Raw genomic sequence first — 19,623 nt, forward strand, 5'->3', positions numbered from 1 at the left:
TTTTTCTTTTGATTTTAAAATCTTTGTTACCAAATTCAACGAAAGGCAAATAAGTATGGCTCAATTAACCCTCGAAACACTGCTTTGCAAACTCTATTGCTTCTTCTACTGTTGAAACTTTCCCTTCAGCTTGGGCTACAGCGATTTCACTCAATATTTTTCCCACGAGTGGTGAAGCTGGAATATTTAGTGCTATAATCACCTCTCTACCACTAACTAACGGTGAGGGGTGAGCTACCAGATCATCAGGGTTCAGATAACGGTTGATTAAAGGTGTATAAACCAATAGCGGGTTATGGCCAGATTTCGCCTCTATGACAATATCATCTGCTAAGGCTAAGGTGATTATACTAGTAAACATAACTCCCACCTCCTGAAACAAAAAATACTGTTCTCGTAGGGAAAGATTAATTCTTTTAAACTGCGGGAACAGTCGCAGGACGGTAATAACAGCGCGAATTTCTACACGGCTGTAAGTAATGTCTTGGAGTTCCGTTTCTGCAATTTCTGGGTTTTGGTGAACAAGACAAGCTAGTTTAGCAATACCTAACCATGTTGTGCTAACAGTATCACGAACATAGTTTTGCAGTTCTTCTCCTAGTTTTGACCAATTTTCACTAATCAAATGTGCTGCTTGATCAACTGCCGTTAATTTTAGCACGTTTTCATGTATAGCATTTTGGAAGACATAGCTTAATAAGCCATCTTCCCACGCGCTGATTAGCCACGGTGTACCCTGAGAACTGGCTAAGAGATAACCAATTTCTACCCGCACTCTTTCAGGTGCAACTTGATTAATATCTGCTGCTAAGGTACGAATATTAGCTTGGGTAGATGGTTCAATGGTAAAGCCAAGTTGGGAAGCTTGACGATAAGCCCGCATTAATCGCAAAGGGTCATCTTGCAAATTGGCACGTGATATCATGCGTAATATACCAGTTGCTATGTCTGCATAGCCTTGGAGGGGGTCAATAATTTCCTGGGTATGGGGATTATACGCGATCGCATTAATTGTAAAATCCCTTCTATGTAAATCAGTGAATAAACTATCTCCTTCCTGTTGGGCAAAATCAACGGTAGCATGGGGAAACACCACACGGGCAATGTTTCTTTCTGCGTCGAGTAAGACAAAACCAGCTTGATAATGTTTGGCGATCGCACATGCTACTTTGATTGCATCATCTGGGATAATAAAATCTAAATCTAAATATTCCGCACTCCTACCCAAAATCGCATCTCGCACTGCCCCACCAACCATATAAACAGGTTTTGGCAACCACTCCAAACTGAAAGGCCAATTTTGGGCATCTAAACGAGAAACAACAAAATCACTCATTGTAATAGACCTCTTACAGAATTAACTTTATGTTATAAAAGGGGGTTGTCTTTGTTTTAGCCAAAAGTTAGAGTTACAGGGTTATGTTTGAATTAGGGAGCGCAAGGAATACCAACAATACATAGAATCTAAAACTCCCCATCATACCACATAAACAATTTTGCAATAAGTCTAATAAAAATCAATCCACTAACTAATGCCTAACATTTTTCCGTGAGCTACATTAAGTATAAAGGTTCCTGGAGTTGGTTCTATTATGTGTATTTGTGTGAACTGCCACTATGTAGACCGTTGTGTAACCTACAATGCTGTAGAAAGTCAGCATCAACAACCCCACCTGACTGAAACCCCAGATCTTGATCCCAACGAACCCTCCATCAATGTCAATATTCGCACAAAAGGCGAAATGATTGAAATGGAATGGGATGTAGTTGGTTGTCTCAGCTTTAAAAAAGAAATGGGTAAATGGGCTAAATTGCGTCCCGGTGAATTAGTACCGACTTGAACTTTAGATTTTAGACTTTGGATTTCACCTGCTTTCGATTTTGTAGAGATGTTTACGTAAACATCTCTACATTATTATATAGTTTAATTTCTGTTGATTACTTTATAATCTATATTTGCAGTTACTCTTATAAATAAATCACTTTGACCACTAAACTAGAACTTCTCCCTCCCAGAAAATACGCTTTAGCACTGCACACTACTACACCTGAACTGGGTTTGGTAATTAGTAATTTTGCAGAATATACCCGCACCCATGTTTGGAATTTAGGACGTGATTTATCCAGTCTCATCCATCAATATTTAATTGATTTAATTGAACCCCAAACCTGGACAGATTTGGCTTTTATTGCCGTTGCTAAAGGTCCAGGAGGTTTTACAGGCAGTCGGATTGGTGTAGTAACAGCTAGGACTTTAGGACAACAGTTAGAAATTCCCGTATTTCCAATTTCTACTTTAGCAGCAGTAGCTTGGTATGAAAACAGTAAAAATCCCAATACTCAACCAATTATTGCTGTAGAGATGCCAGCACAAAGAGCGCAAGTTTTTGGCGCGATTTATCAAATGGCTCCTGATAATTCAGGAATCATAACTTTATTACCAGATACAGTATTCACACCAAAAGTATGGCAAGGAACTTTAGCAAATTGGCATAGTGAATATCAATTAATCAAAGCCACATCAAGTTTAGCAGCCACTGTAACAAGTATTTTGGAATTAGCTTATTTAGATTGGCGACAAGATAAATGTCCCCATTGGTCAGAAGCATTACCATATTATGGACAGCATCCTGTAGATGTTTAATAATAGAAGCAATAGTTGAATTAGTGGGTTTAAGATTATGACACTGACTCAAGATACTCCACCTCTGGAAAACGGCAATAGACTTACCCGCATGGAATTTGAACGTCGCTATCATACAATGCCAGATGTCAAAAAAGCTAACTTAATTGAGCGAATTCTTTATATAGCACCACCTGTCAGACAATGCCAGATGTCAAAAGAACCGATTTAGTTGAACGAACTGTTTATATAGCACCACCTGTCAGATATAAAATTCATGGTGAACCTCATTCTAATATTATGGCTTGGTTGGGTTTTTACACTGCATATTATATAGGAGTGGAAATAGCTAATAATGCTAGTGTTAGATTCGATATAGTATAGATAACGGGACTTAAACAAAAGTTAAGAGTAAAAAGGAGTATAATAGGATTCCGGTGTAGCTTTCAGATTAAAAGAAGCTGATGAAAGAAACCACTGCCCCAGCAATGGCACCATAGTTTGGAAGATGGTGTCATTTGATGATGTATTTACTCATCAAGCAGAAAGAAGAGAGTTTAGACATTATTTAGGGGGATGATTGGGTGAAAGTGAGAGAAAAAACCTATTTGAAATGGCAGAGAATGCCCTAGGGGTGACGTACCACCGATTACACCACTTTTTAAATGAAGCACCTTGGTCCAGTTCCCAAGTCAATATAATTGATGATTATGTCCATAGAAAAAGGGGGAATTTTAGGGATGGAGTAGGAGGAAAATATATTGGAGAAATTGGGAAAAGGGATACTGGAATAGTAGTAGTAATAACACATCTATATGATGGCAGTAAAAGCTTAGCATTACATATGGAGTTATATCACCACGGTGATTCTTTACCAAAAGGGAAATAAGACCCTCTATTTGAGAATAAACCTGAGTTAGGAATTAAATTAATAGATCTGACCTTAAGCCGTGGTTATCAACCAGGAATAGTAATTATAGATCCTGGATATGGCCACAATACATCTTTCTTATTAAAGATAGAGAATCGGAATTGAAAGTATTGAGGAGGATTAGGTAAAAATCCCACAGTCCTTAGCAGTGACCAAGAGGATAGTCCAGCAATAATTAGGTTAGATGAATTAGCACAAAATTTAACCCAAGAGGCTGTTACACAAATTCAACTGGAGTTAGATAAACCCAAAACATTATGGGTAGTAACTAAAGAAGTAGAAATATCAGCCTTAACTGGAAAGGGGAATATTGCTGTCGTCATTAAGGCTTCTACTTTCTCTCAAGCCACTGATATTGACTACCTTATTACCGATATTTCTTCATCAATTGTCACACCCCAATGGACAGTTGATACATATTCTCAGAGAAATTGGGTAGAAGTTGTTTACAGGGAAGCCAAGGGATGGTTAGGACTCAAAGAATATCAAGTTCGAGATAACAGCAGTTTACTGCGCTATTTTATTTTGGTTTTCTGTGCCTACACTTTTATTATTTGCCATCAGTGGACTGGAGGATTAAGACCAAGGTGGGCTAAGGAACCTTTGAATACCTTTACTTAAGCTTTAAAAGCGTTTAGAACAGCCATATCTTTTCTATTTATTGATTGGTCCAACTTGAATCCGGATGTGTTTCCTTGTTATCAAGCTAGTTTGGGCTACATTTGGGCTTGATTTTTGTTTACGTCCCGATAATGAACCTAAACCAGACACACTGTTAAGAATTGAAAATGCTGGACAGTCGGAGATCAGTGCAGATGATTATGTTGAAGGTGCGCCAGAATCAATTATATAAATTGCGGCTAGTAGTACGGCTGTTGATACCCATGATAAACTTAAAGTTTATCGTCGAAATCAGGTACAAGAAGATTTAATCTGGCAAGTTTATGACGGTGAACTTGATTGGTTTATTTTAGAAGATGGAGAATACTGACACTTAGAAGCTAATGGTGAGGGTGCTATTTGTTATGAATTTTTCCCTCGTCTTTACTTAGATAAGTCTGCTTTATTAACTGGGGATTTAGCTAAAGTATTGGAAATTTTACAGCAAGGTTTAGCAAGTGCAGAACATCAAAGTTCTATGGAAAAGCTAGGACAGTTATTTTTACCTGGCTCTATTAATTTATGAAAGGTAAATCTCCTATTCTGGTTGATTATTTTCCAACCAGTTAAATAAATCCTCACTAGCTGTAAAATCTAGCAATGCTTCACTAAGTTCTTCCAACTGATTGAGAGAAAGAGTTTGAATTTTCGCTCTTATTTTTCTTGGTAACTCTTCCAAGCATTTTTGTAGTCGTCGTACCACAATATTGTGCTTACCTTCTGTTATTCCTCGGTCGTAGCTAATGCGCTCACCTGTAGTAATATCAATCATAGTTCACTCCTCTTCAAATTGCTTAAGATATTTCCAAAACTCTGCTTCTAATACCTTTGGTAACATCATAAACCAGTCTATCAAGCGGTAAAGGTTACGAATATCCTTTCCTTGCCAACCTTGTTCATACAATCGTCAAACTAAGCTAGATTTCCAGGTTTTGCGTCATTGAGGTTTTTGACTTATAGTGAGTTTCATTAATTCTATTTGTAACTGCTCAAAAGTTATTTTGCAGGGTTGATACAATGTTTCACGTTCAGCTCCCCATTGATCTTTGTGTTCGTGATTCCACTGAGTTTCTAGGAATATTCTCCCTCTCTAAACTTCATGATTAGATTTTGTTTCTGTCATGATTTCTCACATATTATTGCTAACCATAATCGACTTTTTACCATTTTGCTCACCACTGCATTCCATATTGAAAATAAAAAAATTCGTAATTGATAATCCTAAAATTACGAATTAGGAATTAGGAACTAGGAATTAGGCATTAGGAATTACGAATTACGAATTACAAATAAATTATGCTGTAACTTTAGCTAAAGCCTTTTCTACAGCGTGTAGTGCTTGATTTATTTCTTCCTCAGTGACAATTAAAGGAGGTACAAACCGGACGACTTTTGGACCAGCAGCTACTAATAATAAACCTTCATCCATTGCAGCTTTGACAAAATCAGCCGCAGTTAAAGAAGATTCTGCTTTTATTTCCATACCGTTAATTAAACCCCAACCCCGGACTTCTGAGATGTGCTGAGGATATTTGAGTGCGATCACTTTTAATCCTTCCCGTAAATGTGTGCCTTGTTCTTGGACGTTCTGCAAAATATTCTCTTTTTCCAAAGTTTGACAAACACTCAGCGCCACAGCACACACAAAAGGATTTCCACCAAAGGTACTAGCGTGTTCTCCTGGTTGGAAAATATCACAGGATTTTTTACTCATCATTGCACCGATGGGGATACCACCACCCAGTCCCTTAGCACTGGTGAAGATATCTGGTTCTACTCCCAGATGTTCATAACCCCATAATTTACCACTGCGTCCCATCCCCACTTGCACTTCGTCGAAAATCAATAAAATACCGATTTCATCACAAATCTGTCGCAATCGCTGGAAGTAAGCAACGTTACCAGGACGGATACCCCCTTCTCCCTGCAAGGGTTCAATTAAAATTGCACCAACGCGATAATTGCCTTCATCTAATTCAGTTACAGCAGCTTCAACTGCTCTAATATCGTTGTAATCTACATAATGGAAACCAGGTACTAAAGGATCAAAGTTCTTTTGATACTTGGGTTGTCCGGTAGCGGTAACAGTTGCTAAAGTCCGTCCGTGAAAACTGGCATTGGCAGTTAAAATTATGGGGTTAGCAATATCTAGGACTGTGTGGGCATATTTTCTCGCTAGTTTAATTGCTGCTTCGTTGGCTTCAGCGCCAGAGTTGCAGAAAAACACCCGATCTGCACAGGAATGATCAACAATCCATTTGGCTAATTCACCTTGTTCGGGAATGTAGTACAAATTAGAAACATGATGCAGCTTTTGGATTTGCCGTGTTACTGCTTCTATCATTGCTGGGTGGGCGTGTCCCAAGGTACAAGTGGCTATTCCGGCCACAAAATCTAGATATGAGTTGCCTTGGTTATCCCAAACCCGACAGCCAACACCCCGTTCTAAGGCCAAGGGAAACCGTCCATAAGTGGACATAACAACTTGGTTGAAACTTTCTTGATCAAAGGATGTAGTTAGCATAAAACCTGACTCTTGGGGGATTATGGCTTGTTTAACTAGACTTTGGAATGTCACTACTGCACCTCCTGAAAATCCTTTATCCTATAATCTATTTACCAGTTTCCCAAAAATATTTCAAAACTTCTTTTTATTAAGGAGAGAATTGGACATAAGTAGAAATTCGTTAACTTTTAATTTTTAATTGCCTGTGTACTCTACCTTAGAAGAAAAATATCAACGGATTCAAAAAGATTTAATGGCCGGGGCAATCGCTCTGGTTTTTGTTTTCCTAATTGGTACATCATGGTACAGGTTGGTGGAGGGCTGGTCTTGGGAAGATGCGGCTTACATGACAGTTATCACTTTAGCAACTGTAGGATATGGGGAAACTAATCCATTAGGTAGTCGGGGGAGGTTGTTTACGATCGCCTTGATTTTGATGGGTGTAGTCAATATTGGTTACATTGTGAATAGATTTACAGAAGCTGTGATTGAAGGCTATTTTCAAGAGGGAATTAGACTCAGGCAACAAAGGCGTTTAATGGAATCTCTATCAGGACATTACATCATCTGTGGATTCAGTCGCACAGGGCGGCAAATCGCCAAGGAGTTTCAGGCTGAGGGTGTGTCTTTTGTGGTTATTGATTCTGAGTTTGAATCTGTGCAGAAAGCTCAGTCACAAGGTTATACTGCCTACCAAGGTGATGCTACGTTGGATGAAAGTTTGTTAAAGGTTGGGGTGGAACGAGCAACTTGTATTGTGGCAGCGTTACCTTCTGATGCCGAAAATCTCTATACTGTGCTATCAGCAAAAACTGTGAATCCGGCAATTCGTGCGATCGCACGGGCAAGTACAGAGGAGGCTTTACAAAAATTACAACGGGGCGGTGCAGATGCGGTGATTTCTCCGTATATTACTGGTGGTAAGCGCATGGCAGCAGCAGCCCTTAGACCTCAGATTTTAGACTTTGTAGATGGGATTCTCTCTGGTTCAGACCGTCAATTATATATGGAAGAATTTTTACTTAATCCAGCTAACTGTCCATTTGTGGGTCAAAGTTTACAAAAGGCAAAGTTGCGATCGCAAACCGGTGCATTAGTGTTAGCTATTCGCCGTCTTGATGGTAATCTCATTGGTGGACCCACTGGAGATACTATTTTAATGTCAGGAGATACTCTAATTTGTATGGGTACGGCTGAACAACTGCGGAGTTTAAATCAAATTCTCGGCCCTATTAATTCTCAGCAACTGAGACCACCAAAAAACAATTAAGTTTCTTGTTAACAACTAATTTAACTTCTCCATCCACCCATGCAGAGGAGTGATCGCTTTACAAACAAATTCAATCATCTCCGGGGGAGCTTCCGAAAGCAACACACTAGGATAAACAGCAGTACCCCATTGAGGATGCACTAGTACACAGCATTCATTCTTAATCACTGGATAATCTAGTAAAGCCTTGGCAACTGCTGTATCATCATGGGGAACTGCTCCGGGATGAGAAAGTATAGGATAACCAGTACGGGGGTCAATTAAATCTGTTAAATAACCGCGATCGAGCAAATTAAACGCCACATCACAGCCAAAACGCATAAACTTTTCCCGCAACCATTCTTTTTCTCTCTCTATTTCTCCCGTTATTTCTACCAGTGGAAATTTTGATTGTTGTAAAATAACCACTACCCACAACAACTGTTGTTGTTTCCAATCTGGTAATATCTGTTCGGAGTTGGCACAGATATATTGACTGGGATTATGAATCGAAATTTGCACCGCTAGTCCCGTTTTACCAACTAAATTTATGGGAAAGCCTTGCTCAGAAATGCAAACACTAGAATATTTCACCACATTGATTCAGTTTTAGCAAGCTTGTTATTTCTTTCTAGGTTATAGTCATAGACTCAAAACTTCTAATCAACTACCGAACTTTATCTGGTAATTAGCAATTGGTATTTAGTTAAATTTTTGTCTATTCCGTATTAACTGAGTTTTAAAGCATTAACGGGTACTAGATCCCAAGAGTCTACAGTTCTTAATTGTGCAACCCAACCATTAGTTTTTTGAATTTGCGTCAAATCTTTTTTAAAGGATTCGTGACACTGTTGAGCCTGAGACTCATCACAACAGGCAATGCAAGCATGAATCATACCAGATGGATCAATTTGCTCATTTACCCAAATCTTCATAGACTATGACCTCAAAATCTTTGATTAAAACTATTATTGATTCTTTTAGAATACTATCTAATTAGTAAATTGTCAGAAAATAAATGATAATCGATAATAAGGGTTTAGAAAAACTAAACCCCTCCAACTAGGAGTTAACAAGTTAAGGTTTTTGAGTTGCTGTACGCGAAGGGTCAGACATTGTGGCGATAGCTAATTTGGCTCCCTCTACCTGACGGAGCCGATCCATAATTGCAACTACCTGTCCATGAGTAGCATTCTCATCAGCATTAATAATTACTACCACTTGTGAGGTATTACCCATTAACTCCCGTACTTTCTCTGGTAAGGCATTGAGGTTAATAGGTTCATGGTTTAAGCTGATTTTTCCCCCTTGATCAATAGTCACCGTCATTGGTGCTGCTGCTGCTTGTGATTTGCCTGTCACTGCTTTAGGTAAATTAACAGGTAAGCCTTCTGACCGAGTTAAAAATAGAGTAGACATAATAAAAAATGTCAAAATTGCAAAAATCACATCAATCATCGGCACAATATTAATTTGTGCTGGAATATCTGGTTCATCAAGTAATCGCATAAGCAATTCCAAAGAAGTTAAAAGAAGGAGTTCAGTAGTATGGCGATCACCAAGCTATACTATCAGGAGTAAGAAATAATTTCTCTCACCATCTCCCCCATCTCCCCCATCTTCCCCATTATTTGGATCTCTCATACTGACGACGGTAGAGTAATTCTAACTGTCCTCCATATTCTTGAATCCAAGCAATTTGGCGAAGATAAAGTCCACGAAAGGTATTGGCAAAGAAAAGAGTAATGATAGCAACAACTAATCCTGATGCTGTGGAAACTAATGCTTCACTAATCCCAGATGTGACACCAGATGTTTTTGTCCTACCGACATCACTAATATCTAAGGAAGCAAAAGAAGCAATTAATCCTAGAACTGTACCGAGAAGCCCTAACAGAGGTGCAAGACCTATAATTGTATCAAAAATGTTTTGGAATCTTTTGAGTAAAGGAATTTCTGCTTGAGCTTCACTTTCTAAAGCCAAACGAAATTCTTCTGGAGTTGGTTCTTCTAACTCTAAAGCAGCTAAAAAAATTCGAGCAATGGGTAGGTCGGAATTTTTTTGCAAATTATCTAAAGCACTGACCACATTATTTTGACGATAAAAATTTAGAACTTCCCTGACTACGCGATTTTGACGACCAGTGAGTTTTATCCAAAAAGTGATCCGTTCCATAATGAGTCCCACTCCTAAGACCGAAAAAAATAGCAGGGGAAACATTACCACTCCACCGGCTTGAAAAAGATTACTAATATCCATTTACTATGTTTTAACTCCGTTCTAAGAATCCTAACCAATGCTTAACCAGACAGTTTATAATAGTGTTGATTGACAATTAAGGCTTGTTGTAATGTTTCTAATTTTATTGGTTGAGAGAGGAAATTATTGTATCTCCTGAATACTTTGGGGGAAGAAGCTATTAAGGTATCTATGAGCAACCAAAAGGATTGAGAGCAGATTTTTTGTCAAAAATAGTCGCCCAACAGGGAATATTCCCCACCTTACAAATGCGGTCACGAATATATTCAGAAAAGCTAATTCCCAACTTACGAGTAGTAGGAACAAGAGACATAAAAGTATCCCAAGCCTGAGTCCCTGCGAGAGTCTGAGTGGCATAACTAATATTGCCTCGCTGCACCATAGTTCTAGCACATAACTCAACCGGGTTATTGTGCAAAGGTAATTCAGGATGCTCTAAAACATAAAGCAACTCAGAAATTTTGACCAGAGTTAATGGTTTTCGCTCATCCAATTGTTGATAACCACTGTCAGTGTGGAACAACTTCCAAAACTTATACCGGAGTTTATCTGCCGTTTGCTGACTGGGAGAATCTTGACAAGGGAGTAAGTCTCGGTAGTAATTCCAGAAATCATCCAGGAATTTATCTAAAACCTTTTGGTGACAAGCAATAAACGCACTTAAGTTCTTATAATTTCTTTCTTCATCTACCCAATACAAAGCGATATTATCAGTCAGTAACTTCAATTGAGGAGCATCATCACGGACCAGAGTTTGCACCACTGGCCAATCAGTTTGTTGATGATAGAAAGCAATAGCTGCTGCTTCCATAATTCGAGTCCGTTGTTGTGAACCCAGTTTAGGCAGATGTGTATCCAGTAGGGTATGAAACTCTGCCTCACTCAACACAGTTTCTTGAGGTAATACTTGGAGAGCATTTCTCCATTTAGTTGGTAGTTGAAAATGCTCGAGCAAGTCAATATTCTCTAGGAACTCTAACAAATTGCCTTGGGTCATGTTACCCCCATAGTACAAGCTGATAATCAGGGTTTTTATTCCTAAACCGAATTCTCCCTCATAACCCCAAGGAGGTTCTGCCAAATAGGTTTTTCCTTCTCATGGTGAGTAGTATTTCTCTTTCCGGAATAGTACGTTATCGGTTGCCAGGATGATGTCTTGGATGATTACTTCTTCATACCCTTTGAACTGCGCCTCTGCTGGCAGTAATTCTTGGGGATATTCTAGTATTTCTTCTCTGTCTATTTTAACCCCAGCCTTCTTACTGCCTTTGTTGTCCTTTTTTAGCGTTTGTCGCTCTTTCTCCCATGAGTGATTGCTTGTGAAGCCTTTTTGATTCTTGGCTTTTATCTTTGCCTGATCCTTTTCTCCCTTCAATCGGTTGTTTTCATCTCTTAACCCTTGGTTTTCTGCCCGTAATTCTTTGACTTCTGATTGTAACTGCTCTCTTAGATTCAGTCATATCTCTACTTTCTGACCCTTCTGACCCATGGATTCCTCTGCAATTCCTTTTCGCTCAATGCTTTGGAGCAACTCTGTTTGTGATAAGTCTTTTGCTAAAATTTTTTGCCTCATGTCTCATATTTTATAACGCCCTGTGTCCCACCCTCAACTTTTTCTTTTTTTCTCTTACCCCTACTTATTCTGCGGATACAAAAGTATTGAGTATTAATCCCATACATAAAACACTTATCACGAGTTTCACTAGAAACATCCGCAGTTAAGCCAATAGTAATTGGTTGTTAGCTATCACTATACAAGGTGTGAACTTCTCGAGTTGTTTCCAGTCCATTCATACCAGGCATTGGCACATCCATGAATATCAAATCAAAAGTGTGATGTTGCTATACTGCTAGTGCTTATTCTCCATTATCTACTGCTTGTGTTTCTTGGTATCCCAAAGGTTTCAACCTCAGTAAGGCAAATTTCCTATTTACGGCATTATCATCAACAACCAAGACTTTTGCAGAAATCAAACCTGGTAGTTAAGAGTTTATATCTTCCTGATCTAGAGACTCAACCATCTATGCTTGAATATCAAACCGGAACTTGCTTCTGTGCTTGAATATCAAACCGCAACTTGCTAGCGATACCAATGGGACTCTCCACTGTCAGTTGTCCACCCATCAGTTCTACAAACTTGCAACTGATAGGCAAACCTAACCCAATTCCTGTTTGCGATCACTTACCTGCTTCCGACTGTCCGAAAATCTCAAAAATGTAGCCTTTCGACCAGTATAATTGACATTTCATTTTCCGCTACTAAGGTCCTTGTTCTTACAGCTATCCCTTTACTTTTGTAGTCCCACTCCCTAGTAATGACTCTCTTTTAGTCTAAAGTCCTGTATCAAAGGATCTGACTTAGAAACAGAACTTATCAAGGGTTGATTTGTAGTTAATTCGTAAGGATTCAGGTCTAAGGGAGAGGGATTAAAGAAGGTGTATGGAAAGCAGAGTGAACCATGGCTTTCATAGGTTGGTCAAAAAACTCAACTAGAGAAAGTGCTTGACGACGACAAGTTTGTATAACCGTCAATAAATTGGCAGGATGTTGGAATAGCTCCAGAGAAAGAGAACCACCACAGACTTTTCGTTGTTTCAGTGCTAAACCTAAGCTTGGTTCAGCTAAATTATGATCAAGGTCTATTGCCTAAGGAAGGTAAGAGTTTACCAGGTTCTCCTGGGGCTTGATCAATGAATGAATGGAAGATTCAACTTTCAGTTGAAACTAGTAGTCCACCAAGGCAATGATGCTGGGTAAGCCCCTCTAATTGATAAACTAGTCAAAAAAGGGGTTGACCATGGTAAAAAAGTATGTTGTAGATTTAAGCGAAGAGGAAGTTTTACAACTGCAAGCAATCCTCAAAAAAGGAAAGCACAAAGCAAGAACTATAACCCGTGGAAACATTCTTTGAATGGCATCTGAGGGAGAAACGGACACGGCGCTGCCGCAGTTCGAGTTCATGTTGCCACGGTGGAAAGGACAAGAGAAAACTTTGTGATTGGTGGATTAGAGTTTGCTTTAAAGGATGGGGAAAATCCACCAAAACCCAAAAAATTAGATGAAAAACAAGAAGCATTTTTGATTGCGACTGCTTGTTCTAATCCGCTAGAAGGAAGAGTGCGTTGGACAATGCAATTATTAGCGGAGCATTTAGTGAAGGTTGGTATCATAGATTGAATCTCAGACGAAACAATACGCCAAACTCTAAGAAAAATGAAATTAAACCGTGGTTAAAAGAATAGTGGTGTATTCCCGAAGTTAACCCAGAGTATGTGTTAAGAATGGAAGATGTTTTGGATTTGTACAATGAGCCATATGATCCGAAAAAACCTACACTCTGCCTAGATGAACGCCCATATCAATTATTAGAAGAAGTAAGACTTCCTTTGCCACCAGAACCACATCAGCCTGAAGGTTATGATTGTGAGTATAAACGCAATGGTGTTGTAAATTTATTTGGCTTTTTTGAACCAATAGCCGGGTGGAGGCATATTGAAGTTACACAAAGTCGGACAAAAGCTGATTTTGCTAAACAATTAAAAGATTTAGTAGATGTTTATTACCCCCAATCTGATGTGATACCTTTACTTGTTGATAACCTAAACATTCATACTCCAAGTGTTTTATATGAAGTTTTCTCTCCACAATAAGCACGCCGCATTATTCAAAAATTAGAGTTTCTCTATACTCCTAAACACGCTTATTGGTTGAATCAAGTAGAAATTGAATTATCAGTTTTATCTCGCCAATGCTTAGAACGACGTATTCCTAATGTAGAAATATTATCTTCTGAAATTGCTACTTGGGAGTCACAGCGTAATCAACAAAAACCCAGTGTTTATTGGGGTTTTAAAACCAAGGATGCACGTAAGAAAATGCAGCGTTGATATCCGAGCATTTAACCCAGCAAAATTGCCTTGGCAGACTACCTACTAGGATCGCCAAGTCAAGAATTGATGAAGATTTTAGGTTTGTTGGAATAAAGGGTAGTTTTTAAAACCTTCATCTATGAGGTTGATGAATTTTGTGCCAATTTCTTGGTGATTGAAGCCAGGAATCTTGATTAGTGTCTTGAAGTGACGGGGTAGGGTAGATGTGCCTGACATTTCTGTTGAGCTGTGACCGGATAACCCTTATAGGCAGTAAAGTCATCAAAACTGAGTACACCAGAGTAACTTGAACCCACAATGGATTCTAATTCGCCAGGACAAGGAGTATCAGACCCATGAAATCAAGGGAAGTCACTATTGGCAAAAATCCATAACCATTGTTTCACCCCTTTGACTACCCAGGGTGTTTCATCCCCAAGGATATGAGGCTGGGTTTCTTTTATCCACTATTTGAGCCTATCAATACTTTGAGCCATTGTACTATCTATTCCTTCATTGGTACCTGCTAATGTTCCCACTCCAATTTCTATTTGACCCAGTTCCTGTTTTTCATAGGGTCAATGACCCTAGTTATTGATCCATCCCAAAAAAGCTTGTAGTGTGATTCCTATATCTTGTCCCGGTACTATCTCTGGTGACCAGTGTGCCCTTTGTGTTTCCCCACACACACTGGAAATCTACTTCCATTGGCCTGTCCACCAAGTCCCCTACTTGTTGTGTTTGGATTGTTATTGGTTCGCCAAACAATTCCCCCTGACCTCACAATCCACACACTTGCCGTCCCACTATCTAAAATCTATCTACTCCACCAAAAGCCTTTCTCCTTTTTCCCCTATGCCCTAGTTGTCCTCTTGGTTTCCGTTTTCGTGTCTGGTTCTCTTCTGGTTTATCTTCTTGTTTGTTCTCGGTTTCCTTGAGGATGTATACCGAAGGTGGTTTGGATAATGTTATGGTCTCTAAATCTCTACTGACTTTGAGTTTCTCTATTTCTTTTTCTATTTCTTTTTCCAGTTCTACTACTCTATTTGTTAGCTTCTCTATAGTTTTCTCCTAGTCAATAATGATTCCTACCAGTTCCTCTGTTCCCAATTGTTTCAATATCTCTCGGGCTACTTTTGGTCCCAGCTTCTTTTCCATAACTACTATATTCTGCCTCACCTATTATCACACTTGTCAAGACCCTACCCCCTGAATCCTTACGTTAATTGAGATTCCTGTGGTTGGGTTTTAGGTGCAGTATATTCAGCCTTAATTTTAGCTAATGATTTATCAATGGAATCCATTGTACAAGTGCTAATCATGCAGATAGTTAATCAATAATCGCATTTAGTAGCACTTCAGATCAACTCATATCTTCCATATCTTCCATTGTAATTTTGTTACAGATATAAAATTTCGCCCCAGCACTTTGTAATTCATCATCTAAGATTTTCAGGCAACGGGTAGTATTGCCATCTGTAGCAACTTGAATAAATGAAATGCCCAATTCTTTATCTCTATCCATACGTCGTGAAGTTTCTATAATCACTTTCATCACAGCCTTACCATCATCAGGTTCACCATCAGTAAAAACTAAAATCACTTAGTTCACCATTTGGCTTAATTTGACTATTAGATTTGCGTTGGAAATAATCTTCATTAGCGTGTTTCAATACACCTTTTTCAATACACCTTTTTCAATACACCCTATTTGAGTCTTTCTGCCAATTGTAAATCAGTAGTACCTGATGGGTCATTTGCTTGGAAAATTTGCACTACGTTACTAGTGGGACTGAAACAAAAACCAAGCCTAAATGTAGCCCAAACTGGTTTGATAAGAAGGAAACACGTCCGGATTCCAGTTGAACCAATCAATAAATAGAAAAGATATGGGTGTTCTAAACGCTTTTAAAGCTTCAGTAAAGTTATTCAAAGGTTTCTTAGCCCACCTTGGTCTTAATCCTCCAGTCCACTGATGGCAAAGAATAAAAGTGTAGGCACAGAAAACCAAAATAAAATGGCGCAGTAAACTGCTTTTATCTCGAACCTGATATTCTTTGAGTCCTAACCATCCCCTGCTTGCCTTCCCTGTAAACAACTTCTACCCAGTTTATTTGAGAATATGTATTAACTATCCATTGGGGTGTGACAATTGATGAAGAAACATTGGTAATAAACTAGTCAATATCAGTGGCTTGAGAGAAAGTAGAAGTGTTGATGACGATAAGGCTTAATAAGAATAAGTCTCATAAAGATAGCAATAAAGTGAGAGAATGGAGTTTTGTAAAGAAGATAAAAGAAAAGAAAATTTAATGATTTAAAAATTAAATTAGAACAGAAGAAGAAATGATTTAATCACAACAGGAGTTGTGGATAATTCTGTTGTGAAATCAAAGCTTCAAAAAATGGAAATTCAAAACCTATACCATTGAGGCATAGTAGCAGGAATAATAGACGCCATAGGAGTAGTAGAAATAATCCTTGAAATTGGAGAGAACGTAAGTCCGGGTCATGTAGTAAAACCCATGATAATCAACGGGTTAGGATTTGTATAAAAACCCTTATATATGTTTCCCCAAGATTTTGAAACAATCCCCTGTGACCATCTAATAGGAGCAGGAGTAACACCAGAACATCTCAAGGACGATAAACTGGGGAGAGTCATGGATAAACTATTTATAAAAGGATTGGATAGAATATTTTTTGTTGTCGCCTTAAAAGCAGCCCCAAAATTTGGAGTATCCCTATGAGCAGGGCATCTAGACTCATCATAAGTGGACGTACATGGGCAATATAATACCAGCTTACCAGAAGTAATATTTGAGAGTCAAAAAGTAGGAAATAATCAAGAAATAGAAGAATTAGCAGTAAAATCACCAAAAGAAATAACCATCACCTACGGTTATTCTGGTGACCATAGACCGGAGTTAAAACAGTTCATCATAAAAATGATATGTTCAGGAGATGGAGACATACCAATATTTTTATAACTAGCATCGGGAAACCAAGCAGATTCATCATGGTTTGGTAAAATAGCATTAGAGTACCGAAAACAATTAAAAGTTAACTAAAAGTTAACAGTCTCATAGTAGCAGACTGGGCCTTATATACAGAATCAAGTCTAAAAATGATGAATGATGTCATATTTAAGCTGGTTATGTCCAGTACCATTAAGCATAAAATCAGCACAATCATTAATATCAACATTACAAGAACCAAAATTTTTTGATAGTAACTTACCCGGATATAAACTAGCGTCAAGAACAGTAAATTATCCAGGAATAGAACAAAGATGGTTAGTAGTCCAAAGTCAAGAAGGAAGAGAATCAGACCTGGCTAAACTCTCACAAAAAATTACCAAGGCACAATCAAAAGCTGTGCAAGATTTGAAAAAGTTATCACCAGGAAAATTTGCTTGTGAAGCTGATGCTATCAAGGGGTTATCTAAACTATTCAAACAATTCAAATATCACCAAATTAACCAGAGTAAAGTCAATCAAATCAAATCTAAGAAAAAGGATAGTTCAGGAGAGATATCCTATGAAATATCAGCTACAGTTAAAGTCTCCCAGAATGAAATTAAAATTAATACAGAATCTCTGAGGGCAGGGCATTTATTTTTTGCAGACAGTATTTTCCTAAAAAGTCCAGAGAAAATAGAGTCCCTGGGAATGATTATGGGTTTATGTCTGCTGGTTTATACTTTAGCTCAACAACAAATTAGAACCCCTTTGAGAGAGTTTAAATTAACAGTAAAAAATCAATTGGGGAAACCAACTGACCGCCCCACTTTACGCTGGATTTTTCCATGCTTTCAGTCTATTCATTTAGTTAAACTTAACCAATAAAAACACATCTGTTACTGGACTCAAGAGAGAGATTTCATTGTGAATCTTTTACCAGAGCATTGTTTTCCCTACTATCAATTACTTACCTAATTTTTCTCTCTATTAATTTATCTCTAGTAATTTAATTTCTATCAGAAAATAACCTAATGTCTTTGATTTATAGCTCTATTTTACCATGTCCATAGTTTCTTTTTTTACTTCAATATATTAGTCTAAGTTATGATTTATCTCTTGAATATCTTCATTTATCTGTTGACTCCTCTGGGCGGTGTTCTTTCTTATTGCTCCTTATTGAGAATAGCTTTTGATGCTATTTTTGGTGCCTTACTGTTTCTCCAATGCCTTCTTTTACTGCATATGTTTGTTGTTATGCTCCCTTGAATTTTTTGTCTCCGTAATTCCCCTCTGTGGCACTTTATGGTGCCGAATGTGGGTTATAAAGCTTTGAGACATTTTCTGGCTTGTGGATCATGGACTAATTCAATAATGGAAATTACCAATTCTTTTTCATGCTCTATTTTGTAATACCAAGTCTAAATGAGTGTAGATAGAACTGTAGAATAAAGAACATGGAAGATAAAGACTCATGAGGAAGCAATGGCACGCCCTTTCAATCTAGAAGTTCAAGAAAGTGCTGAGTATTTGTCAAAAAGCCTGAAAAATGCGCGGACAGCATTAGACAAAGAACGTTTACAAATGCTGTGGTGGATAAAAACAGAACAAGTAACCCAGCATCAAGAAGTGAGCCGAAGATTGGGCAGAGATGGGTCAACAATAACAGGATGGTTACAAAGGTATGGAAAAGGAGGACTATCTTCTCTTTGAGAGGTAAAAACTGCGCCTGGGGCAACTCCTTTAATACAAGGTGAAATGCTATCACAACTAATATCAAAGTTAGAATCCCCCTAAGGGTTTAGCAGTTATAGGCAAATTGTGGAATGGCTAGAGCAAGAATAGCACGTCCAAGTCAAATACAAGACAGTTTACAGTTTAGTGCCCTACAAACTAGGGGCAAAATTGAAAGTACCTCGACCCATCAGCTCATCACAAGATGAGCAAGCTATAAACCTTAAAAAAAAACATCCCCCTTGCCTTGGTAGCTTTAGAGAAACTATTGGGTGGGGGAAAACGACTGAGTTACCTGTGCCAGGACGAAACCAGATTAGGTTTGAAGACCGAAACTGGAGGAGTGAGTGATTACGGCTCGTGGTGTTAAACCTGTAGTGAGGGTGCAGTGGCCACGAAAAGCATTTTGGCTTTATGGAGTTATTGAACCCACCTCTGGATGGCATTTTTGTCAGGAATATCCTCATCTAAACAGTGAAAATTTTCAGAAATTCTTGGATGTCCTATTTCAGGAATTAGGTTCTGATATGGCATTAATGCAGATGGATCAAGCTTCTGCACACCAAGCTTTGGCACTGTCTTGCCCTGAAAATATTATTCCCATTTTTCAAACATCTCACTCTCCTCAACTTAACCCCATGGAGCGATTATGGCAGTTTATTAAACGTCAGTTCAAAGGTGAAAGTTTCTCACATCTCGACCAATTGCGTCAAGGAGTTCAACATGAATTAGCTCAATTATCTTCTGAGGTCATCTCCTCTTTGACCAGTTATGATTTCATCCTTGAAGCTCTTTTTCACCAAGCTTTATTCTGTGCAGCCTCATAGAG

At 38.4% G+C, this 19,623-nt stretch carries 21 protein-coding genes and 7 pseudogenes; 14 read left to right on the top strand and 14 right to left on the bottom strand.

All coding sequences use genetic code 11. The annotated features are described in order from the left end of the window. Positions 1-64 precede the first annotated feature (64 nt). Positions 65-1,336 (bottom strand): tRNA nucleotidyltransferase/poly(A) polymerase-related protein, encoded by a 1,272-nt coding sequence (locus AAZO_RS14285; RefSeq protein WP_013191806.1) that lies wholly within the window; start codon positions 1,334-1,336, stop codon positions 65-67. A 256-nt stretch (positions 1,337-1,592) separates the two neighbouring features. Between AAZO_RS14285 and AAZO_RS14290 the strand changes: the two genes are divergently transcribed. The 7 genes and pseudogenes from AAZO_RS14290 to AAZO_RS38395 all read left to right on the top strand — a co-directional run bounded on the left by AAZO_RS14290 (position 1,593) and on the right by AAZO_RS38395 (position 4,545). Beyond that, the gene (locus tag AAZO_RS14290; RefSeq protein WP_013191807.1) at positions 1,593-1,841 is read left to right on the top strand and encodes a Ycf34 family protein; all 249 of its coding nucleotides are present in this window, start codon (positions 1,593-1,595) and stop codon (positions 1,839-1,841) included. 143 nt (positions 1,842-1,984) lie between these two features. Beyond that, positions 1,985-2,644 (top strand): tRNA (adenosine(37)-N6)-threonylcarbamoyltransferase complex dimerization subunit type 1 TsaB, encoded by a 660-nt coding sequence (gene tsaB / locus AAZO_RS14295; RefSeq protein WP_013191808.1) that lies wholly within the window; start codon positions 1,985-1,987, stop codon positions 2,642-2,644. 37 nt (positions 2,645-2,681) lie between these two features. Continuing rightward, positions 2,682-2,855 (top strand): hypothetical protein, encoded by a 174-nt coding sequence (locus AAZO_RS42540; protein ID WP_187289491.1) that lies wholly within the window; start codon positions 2,682-2,684, stop codon positions 2,853-2,855. Further along, positions 2,828-3,007 carry a hypothetical protein gene (locus AAZO_RS42545; RefSeq protein ID WP_041640484.1) on the top strand — a complete coding sequence of 60 codons (180 nt, stop codon included), beginning with the start codon at positions 2,828-2,830 and terminating at the stop codon, positions 3,005-3,007. Before AAZO_RS42540 ends, AAZO_RS42545 begins: the two co-directional genes overlap by 28 nt. 80 nt (positions 3,008-3,087) lie before the next feature. Beyond that, positions 3,088-4,286 (top strand): annotated as a pseudogene (locus tag AAZO_RS14305) (IS701 family transposase). Then, positions 4,240-4,407, top strand: a complete 168-nt coding sequence (locus AAZO_RS38390; protein WP_228371786.1) for a hypothetical protein — start codon at positions 4,240-4,242, stop codon at positions 4,405-4,407. The pseudogene AAZO_RS14305 and the gene AAZO_RS38390 overlap by 47 nt, the downstream one beginning before the upstream one ends. Beyond that, positions 4,408-4,545 carry a PDDEXK family nuclease gene (locus tag AAZO_RS38395; protein WP_228371716.1) on the top strand — a complete coding sequence of 46 codons (138 nt, stop codon included), beginning with the start codon at positions 4,408-4,410 and terminating at the stop codon, positions 4,543-4,545. A gap of 207 nt (positions 4,546-4,752) precedes the next feature. Here the strand turns inward: AAZO_RS38395 and AAZO_RS42550 are convergent, their stop codons facing one another. The 3 genes from AAZO_RS42550 to AAZO_RS14325 form a co-directional block, all read right to left on the bottom strand. Further along, complete coding sequence (locus AAZO_RS42550) at positions 4,753-4,986, bottom strand: DUF4351 domain-containing protein (RefSeq protein WP_041643157.1); 234 nt, start codon at positions 4,984-4,986, stop codon at positions 4,753-4,755. A gap of 3 nt (positions 4,987-4,989) precedes the next feature. Continuing rightward, a complete protein-coding gene (locus AAZO_RS42555; protein WP_338026868.1) occupies positions 4,990-5,118 on the bottom strand; it encodes a hypothetical protein in 129 nt (42 codons plus the stop codon). 390 nt (positions 5,119-5,508) lie between these two features. After that, positions 5,509-6,792, bottom strand: coding sequence for an aspartate aminotransferase family protein (locus AAZO_RS14325; protein WP_013191809.1), 1,284 nt, complete (start codon positions 6,790-6,792; stop codon positions 5,509-5,511). Positions 6,793-6,925: 133 nt separating this feature from the next. On the opposite strand from AAZO_RS14325, the gene AAZO_RS14330 reads away from it, so the two are divergent. Continuing rightward, on the top strand, positions 6,926-7,990 hold the full coding sequence (locus AAZO_RS14330) for a potassium channel family protein (protein WP_013191810.1): 1,065 nt from the start codon (positions 6,926-6,928) through the stop codon (positions 7,988-7,990). 15 nt (positions 7,991-8,005) lie between these two features. Here AAZO_RS14330 and AAZO_RS14335 read toward each other — a convergent pair whose 3' ends face one another. The 7 genes and pseudogenes from AAZO_RS14335 to AAZO_RS43810 form a co-directional block, all read right to left on the bottom strand. Then, a complete protein-coding gene (locus AAZO_RS14335; protein ID WP_013191811.1) occupies positions 8,006-8,566 on the bottom strand; it encodes a methylmalonic aciduria and homocystinuria type D protein in 561 nt (186 codons plus the stop codon). Positions 8,567-8,697: 131 nt separating this feature from the next. Continuing rightward, positions 8,698-8,904, bottom strand: coding sequence for a hypothetical protein (locus tag AAZO_RS14340; protein WP_013191812.1), 207 nt, complete (start codon positions 8,902-8,904; stop codon positions 8,698-8,700). A 142-nt stretch (positions 8,905-9,046) separates the two neighbouring features. Further along, positions 9,047-9,478, bottom strand: a complete 432-nt coding sequence (locus AAZO_RS14345) for an ExbD/TolR family protein (RefSeq protein ID WP_013191813.1) — start codon at positions 9,476-9,478, stop codon at positions 9,047-9,049. 118 nt (positions 9,479-9,596) lie between these two features. Further along, entirely contained in the window at positions 9,597-10,229 is a 633-nt protein-coding gene (locus tag AAZO_RS14350; RefSeq protein WP_013191814.1) for a MotA/TolQ/ExbB proton channel family protein, read from the bottom strand. A 169-nt stretch (positions 10,230-10,398) separates the two neighbouring features. Further along, on the bottom strand, positions 10,399-11,310 hold the full coding sequence (locus AAZO_RS30500; protein WP_228371207.1) for a hypothetical protein: 912 nt from the start codon (positions 11,308-11,310) through the stop codon (positions 10,399-10,401). A gap of 15 nt (positions 11,311-11,325) precedes the next feature. Continuing rightward, positions 11,326-11,604 carry a hypothetical protein gene (locus tag AAZO_RS38400; RefSeq protein ID WP_081462790.1) on the bottom strand — a complete coding sequence of 93 codons (279 nt, stop codon included), beginning with the start codon at positions 11,602-11,604 and terminating at the stop codon, positions 11,326-11,328. Positions 11,605-11,969: 365 nt separating this feature from the next. Next, positions 11,970-12,059 (bottom strand): annotated as a pseudogene (locus AAZO_RS43810) (hypothetical protein); the annotation flags it as partial. A 1,142-nt stretch (positions 12,060-13,201) separates the two neighbouring features. Here AAZO_RS43810 and AAZO_RS38405 point away from each other — a divergent pair. Both AAZO_RS38405 and AAZO_RS38410 read left to right on the top strand, forming a co-directional pair. After that, positions 13,202-13,408 carry a helix-turn-helix domain-containing protein gene (locus tag AAZO_RS38405; RefSeq protein WP_228371208.1) on the top strand — a complete coding sequence of 69 codons (207 nt, stop codon included), beginning with the start codon at positions 13,202-13,204 and terminating at the stop codon, positions 13,406-13,408. 104 nt (positions 13,409-13,512) lie between these two features. Further along, a pseudogene (locus AAZO_RS38410) lies at positions 13,513-14,118 on the top strand (IS630 family transposase). A 176-nt stretch (positions 14,119-14,294) separates the two neighbouring features. On the opposite strand, the gene AAZO_RS41445 reads toward AAZO_RS38410, so the two are convergent. The 3 genes and pseudogenes from AAZO_RS41445 to AAZO_RS33915 all read right to left on the bottom strand — a co-directional run. Further along, entirely contained in the window at positions 14,295-14,417 is a 123-nt protein-coding gene (locus tag AAZO_RS41445; protein WP_266885169.1) for a hypothetical protein, read from the bottom strand. 1,046 nt (positions 14,418-15,463) lie between these two features. After that, a pseudogene (locus AAZO_RS14375) lies at positions 15,464-15,779 on the bottom strand (vWA domain-containing protein); the annotation flags it as partial. A 131-nt stretch (positions 15,780-15,910) separates the two neighbouring features. Then, positions 15,911-16,325: pseudogene (locus AAZO_RS33915) on the bottom strand (IS701 family transposase); the annotation flags it as partial. 210 nt (positions 16,326-16,535) lie between these two features. On the opposite strand from AAZO_RS33915, the pseudogene AAZO_RS43815 reads away from it, so the two are divergent. From AAZO_RS43815 to AAZO_RS14400, 4 genes and pseudogenes are all read left to right on the top strand, one after another. Continuing rightward, positions 16,536-18,038, top strand: a pseudogene (locus AAZO_RS43815) (IS1634 family transposase). Positions 18,039-18,167: 129 nt separating this feature from the next. After that, a pseudogene (locus AAZO_RS38430) lies at positions 18,168-18,326 on the top strand (C4-dicarboxylate ABC transporter); the annotation flags it as partial. A gap of 219 nt (positions 18,327-18,545) precedes the next feature. Beyond that, positions 18,546-18,773 (top strand): helix-turn-helix domain-containing protein, encoded by a 228-nt coding sequence (locus AAZO_RS33920; RefSeq protein ID WP_041640488.1) that lies wholly within the window; start codon positions 18,546-18,548, stop codon positions 18,771-18,773. 368 nt (positions 18,774-19,141) lie between these two features. Continuing rightward, positions 19,142-19,621, top strand: coding sequence for a transposase (locus tag AAZO_RS14400; RefSeq protein WP_041640493.1), 480 nt, complete (start codon positions 19,142-19,144; stop codon positions 19,619-19,621). Positions 19,622-19,623 lie beyond the last annotated feature (2 nt).

Origin of the sequence: 'Nostoc azollae' 0708, from assembly GCF_000196515.1 — a bacterium.
GTDB classification, from domain to species: Bacteria; Cyanobacteriota; Cyanobacteriia; order Cyanobacteriales; family Nostocaceae; genus Trichormus_B; species Trichormus_B azollae.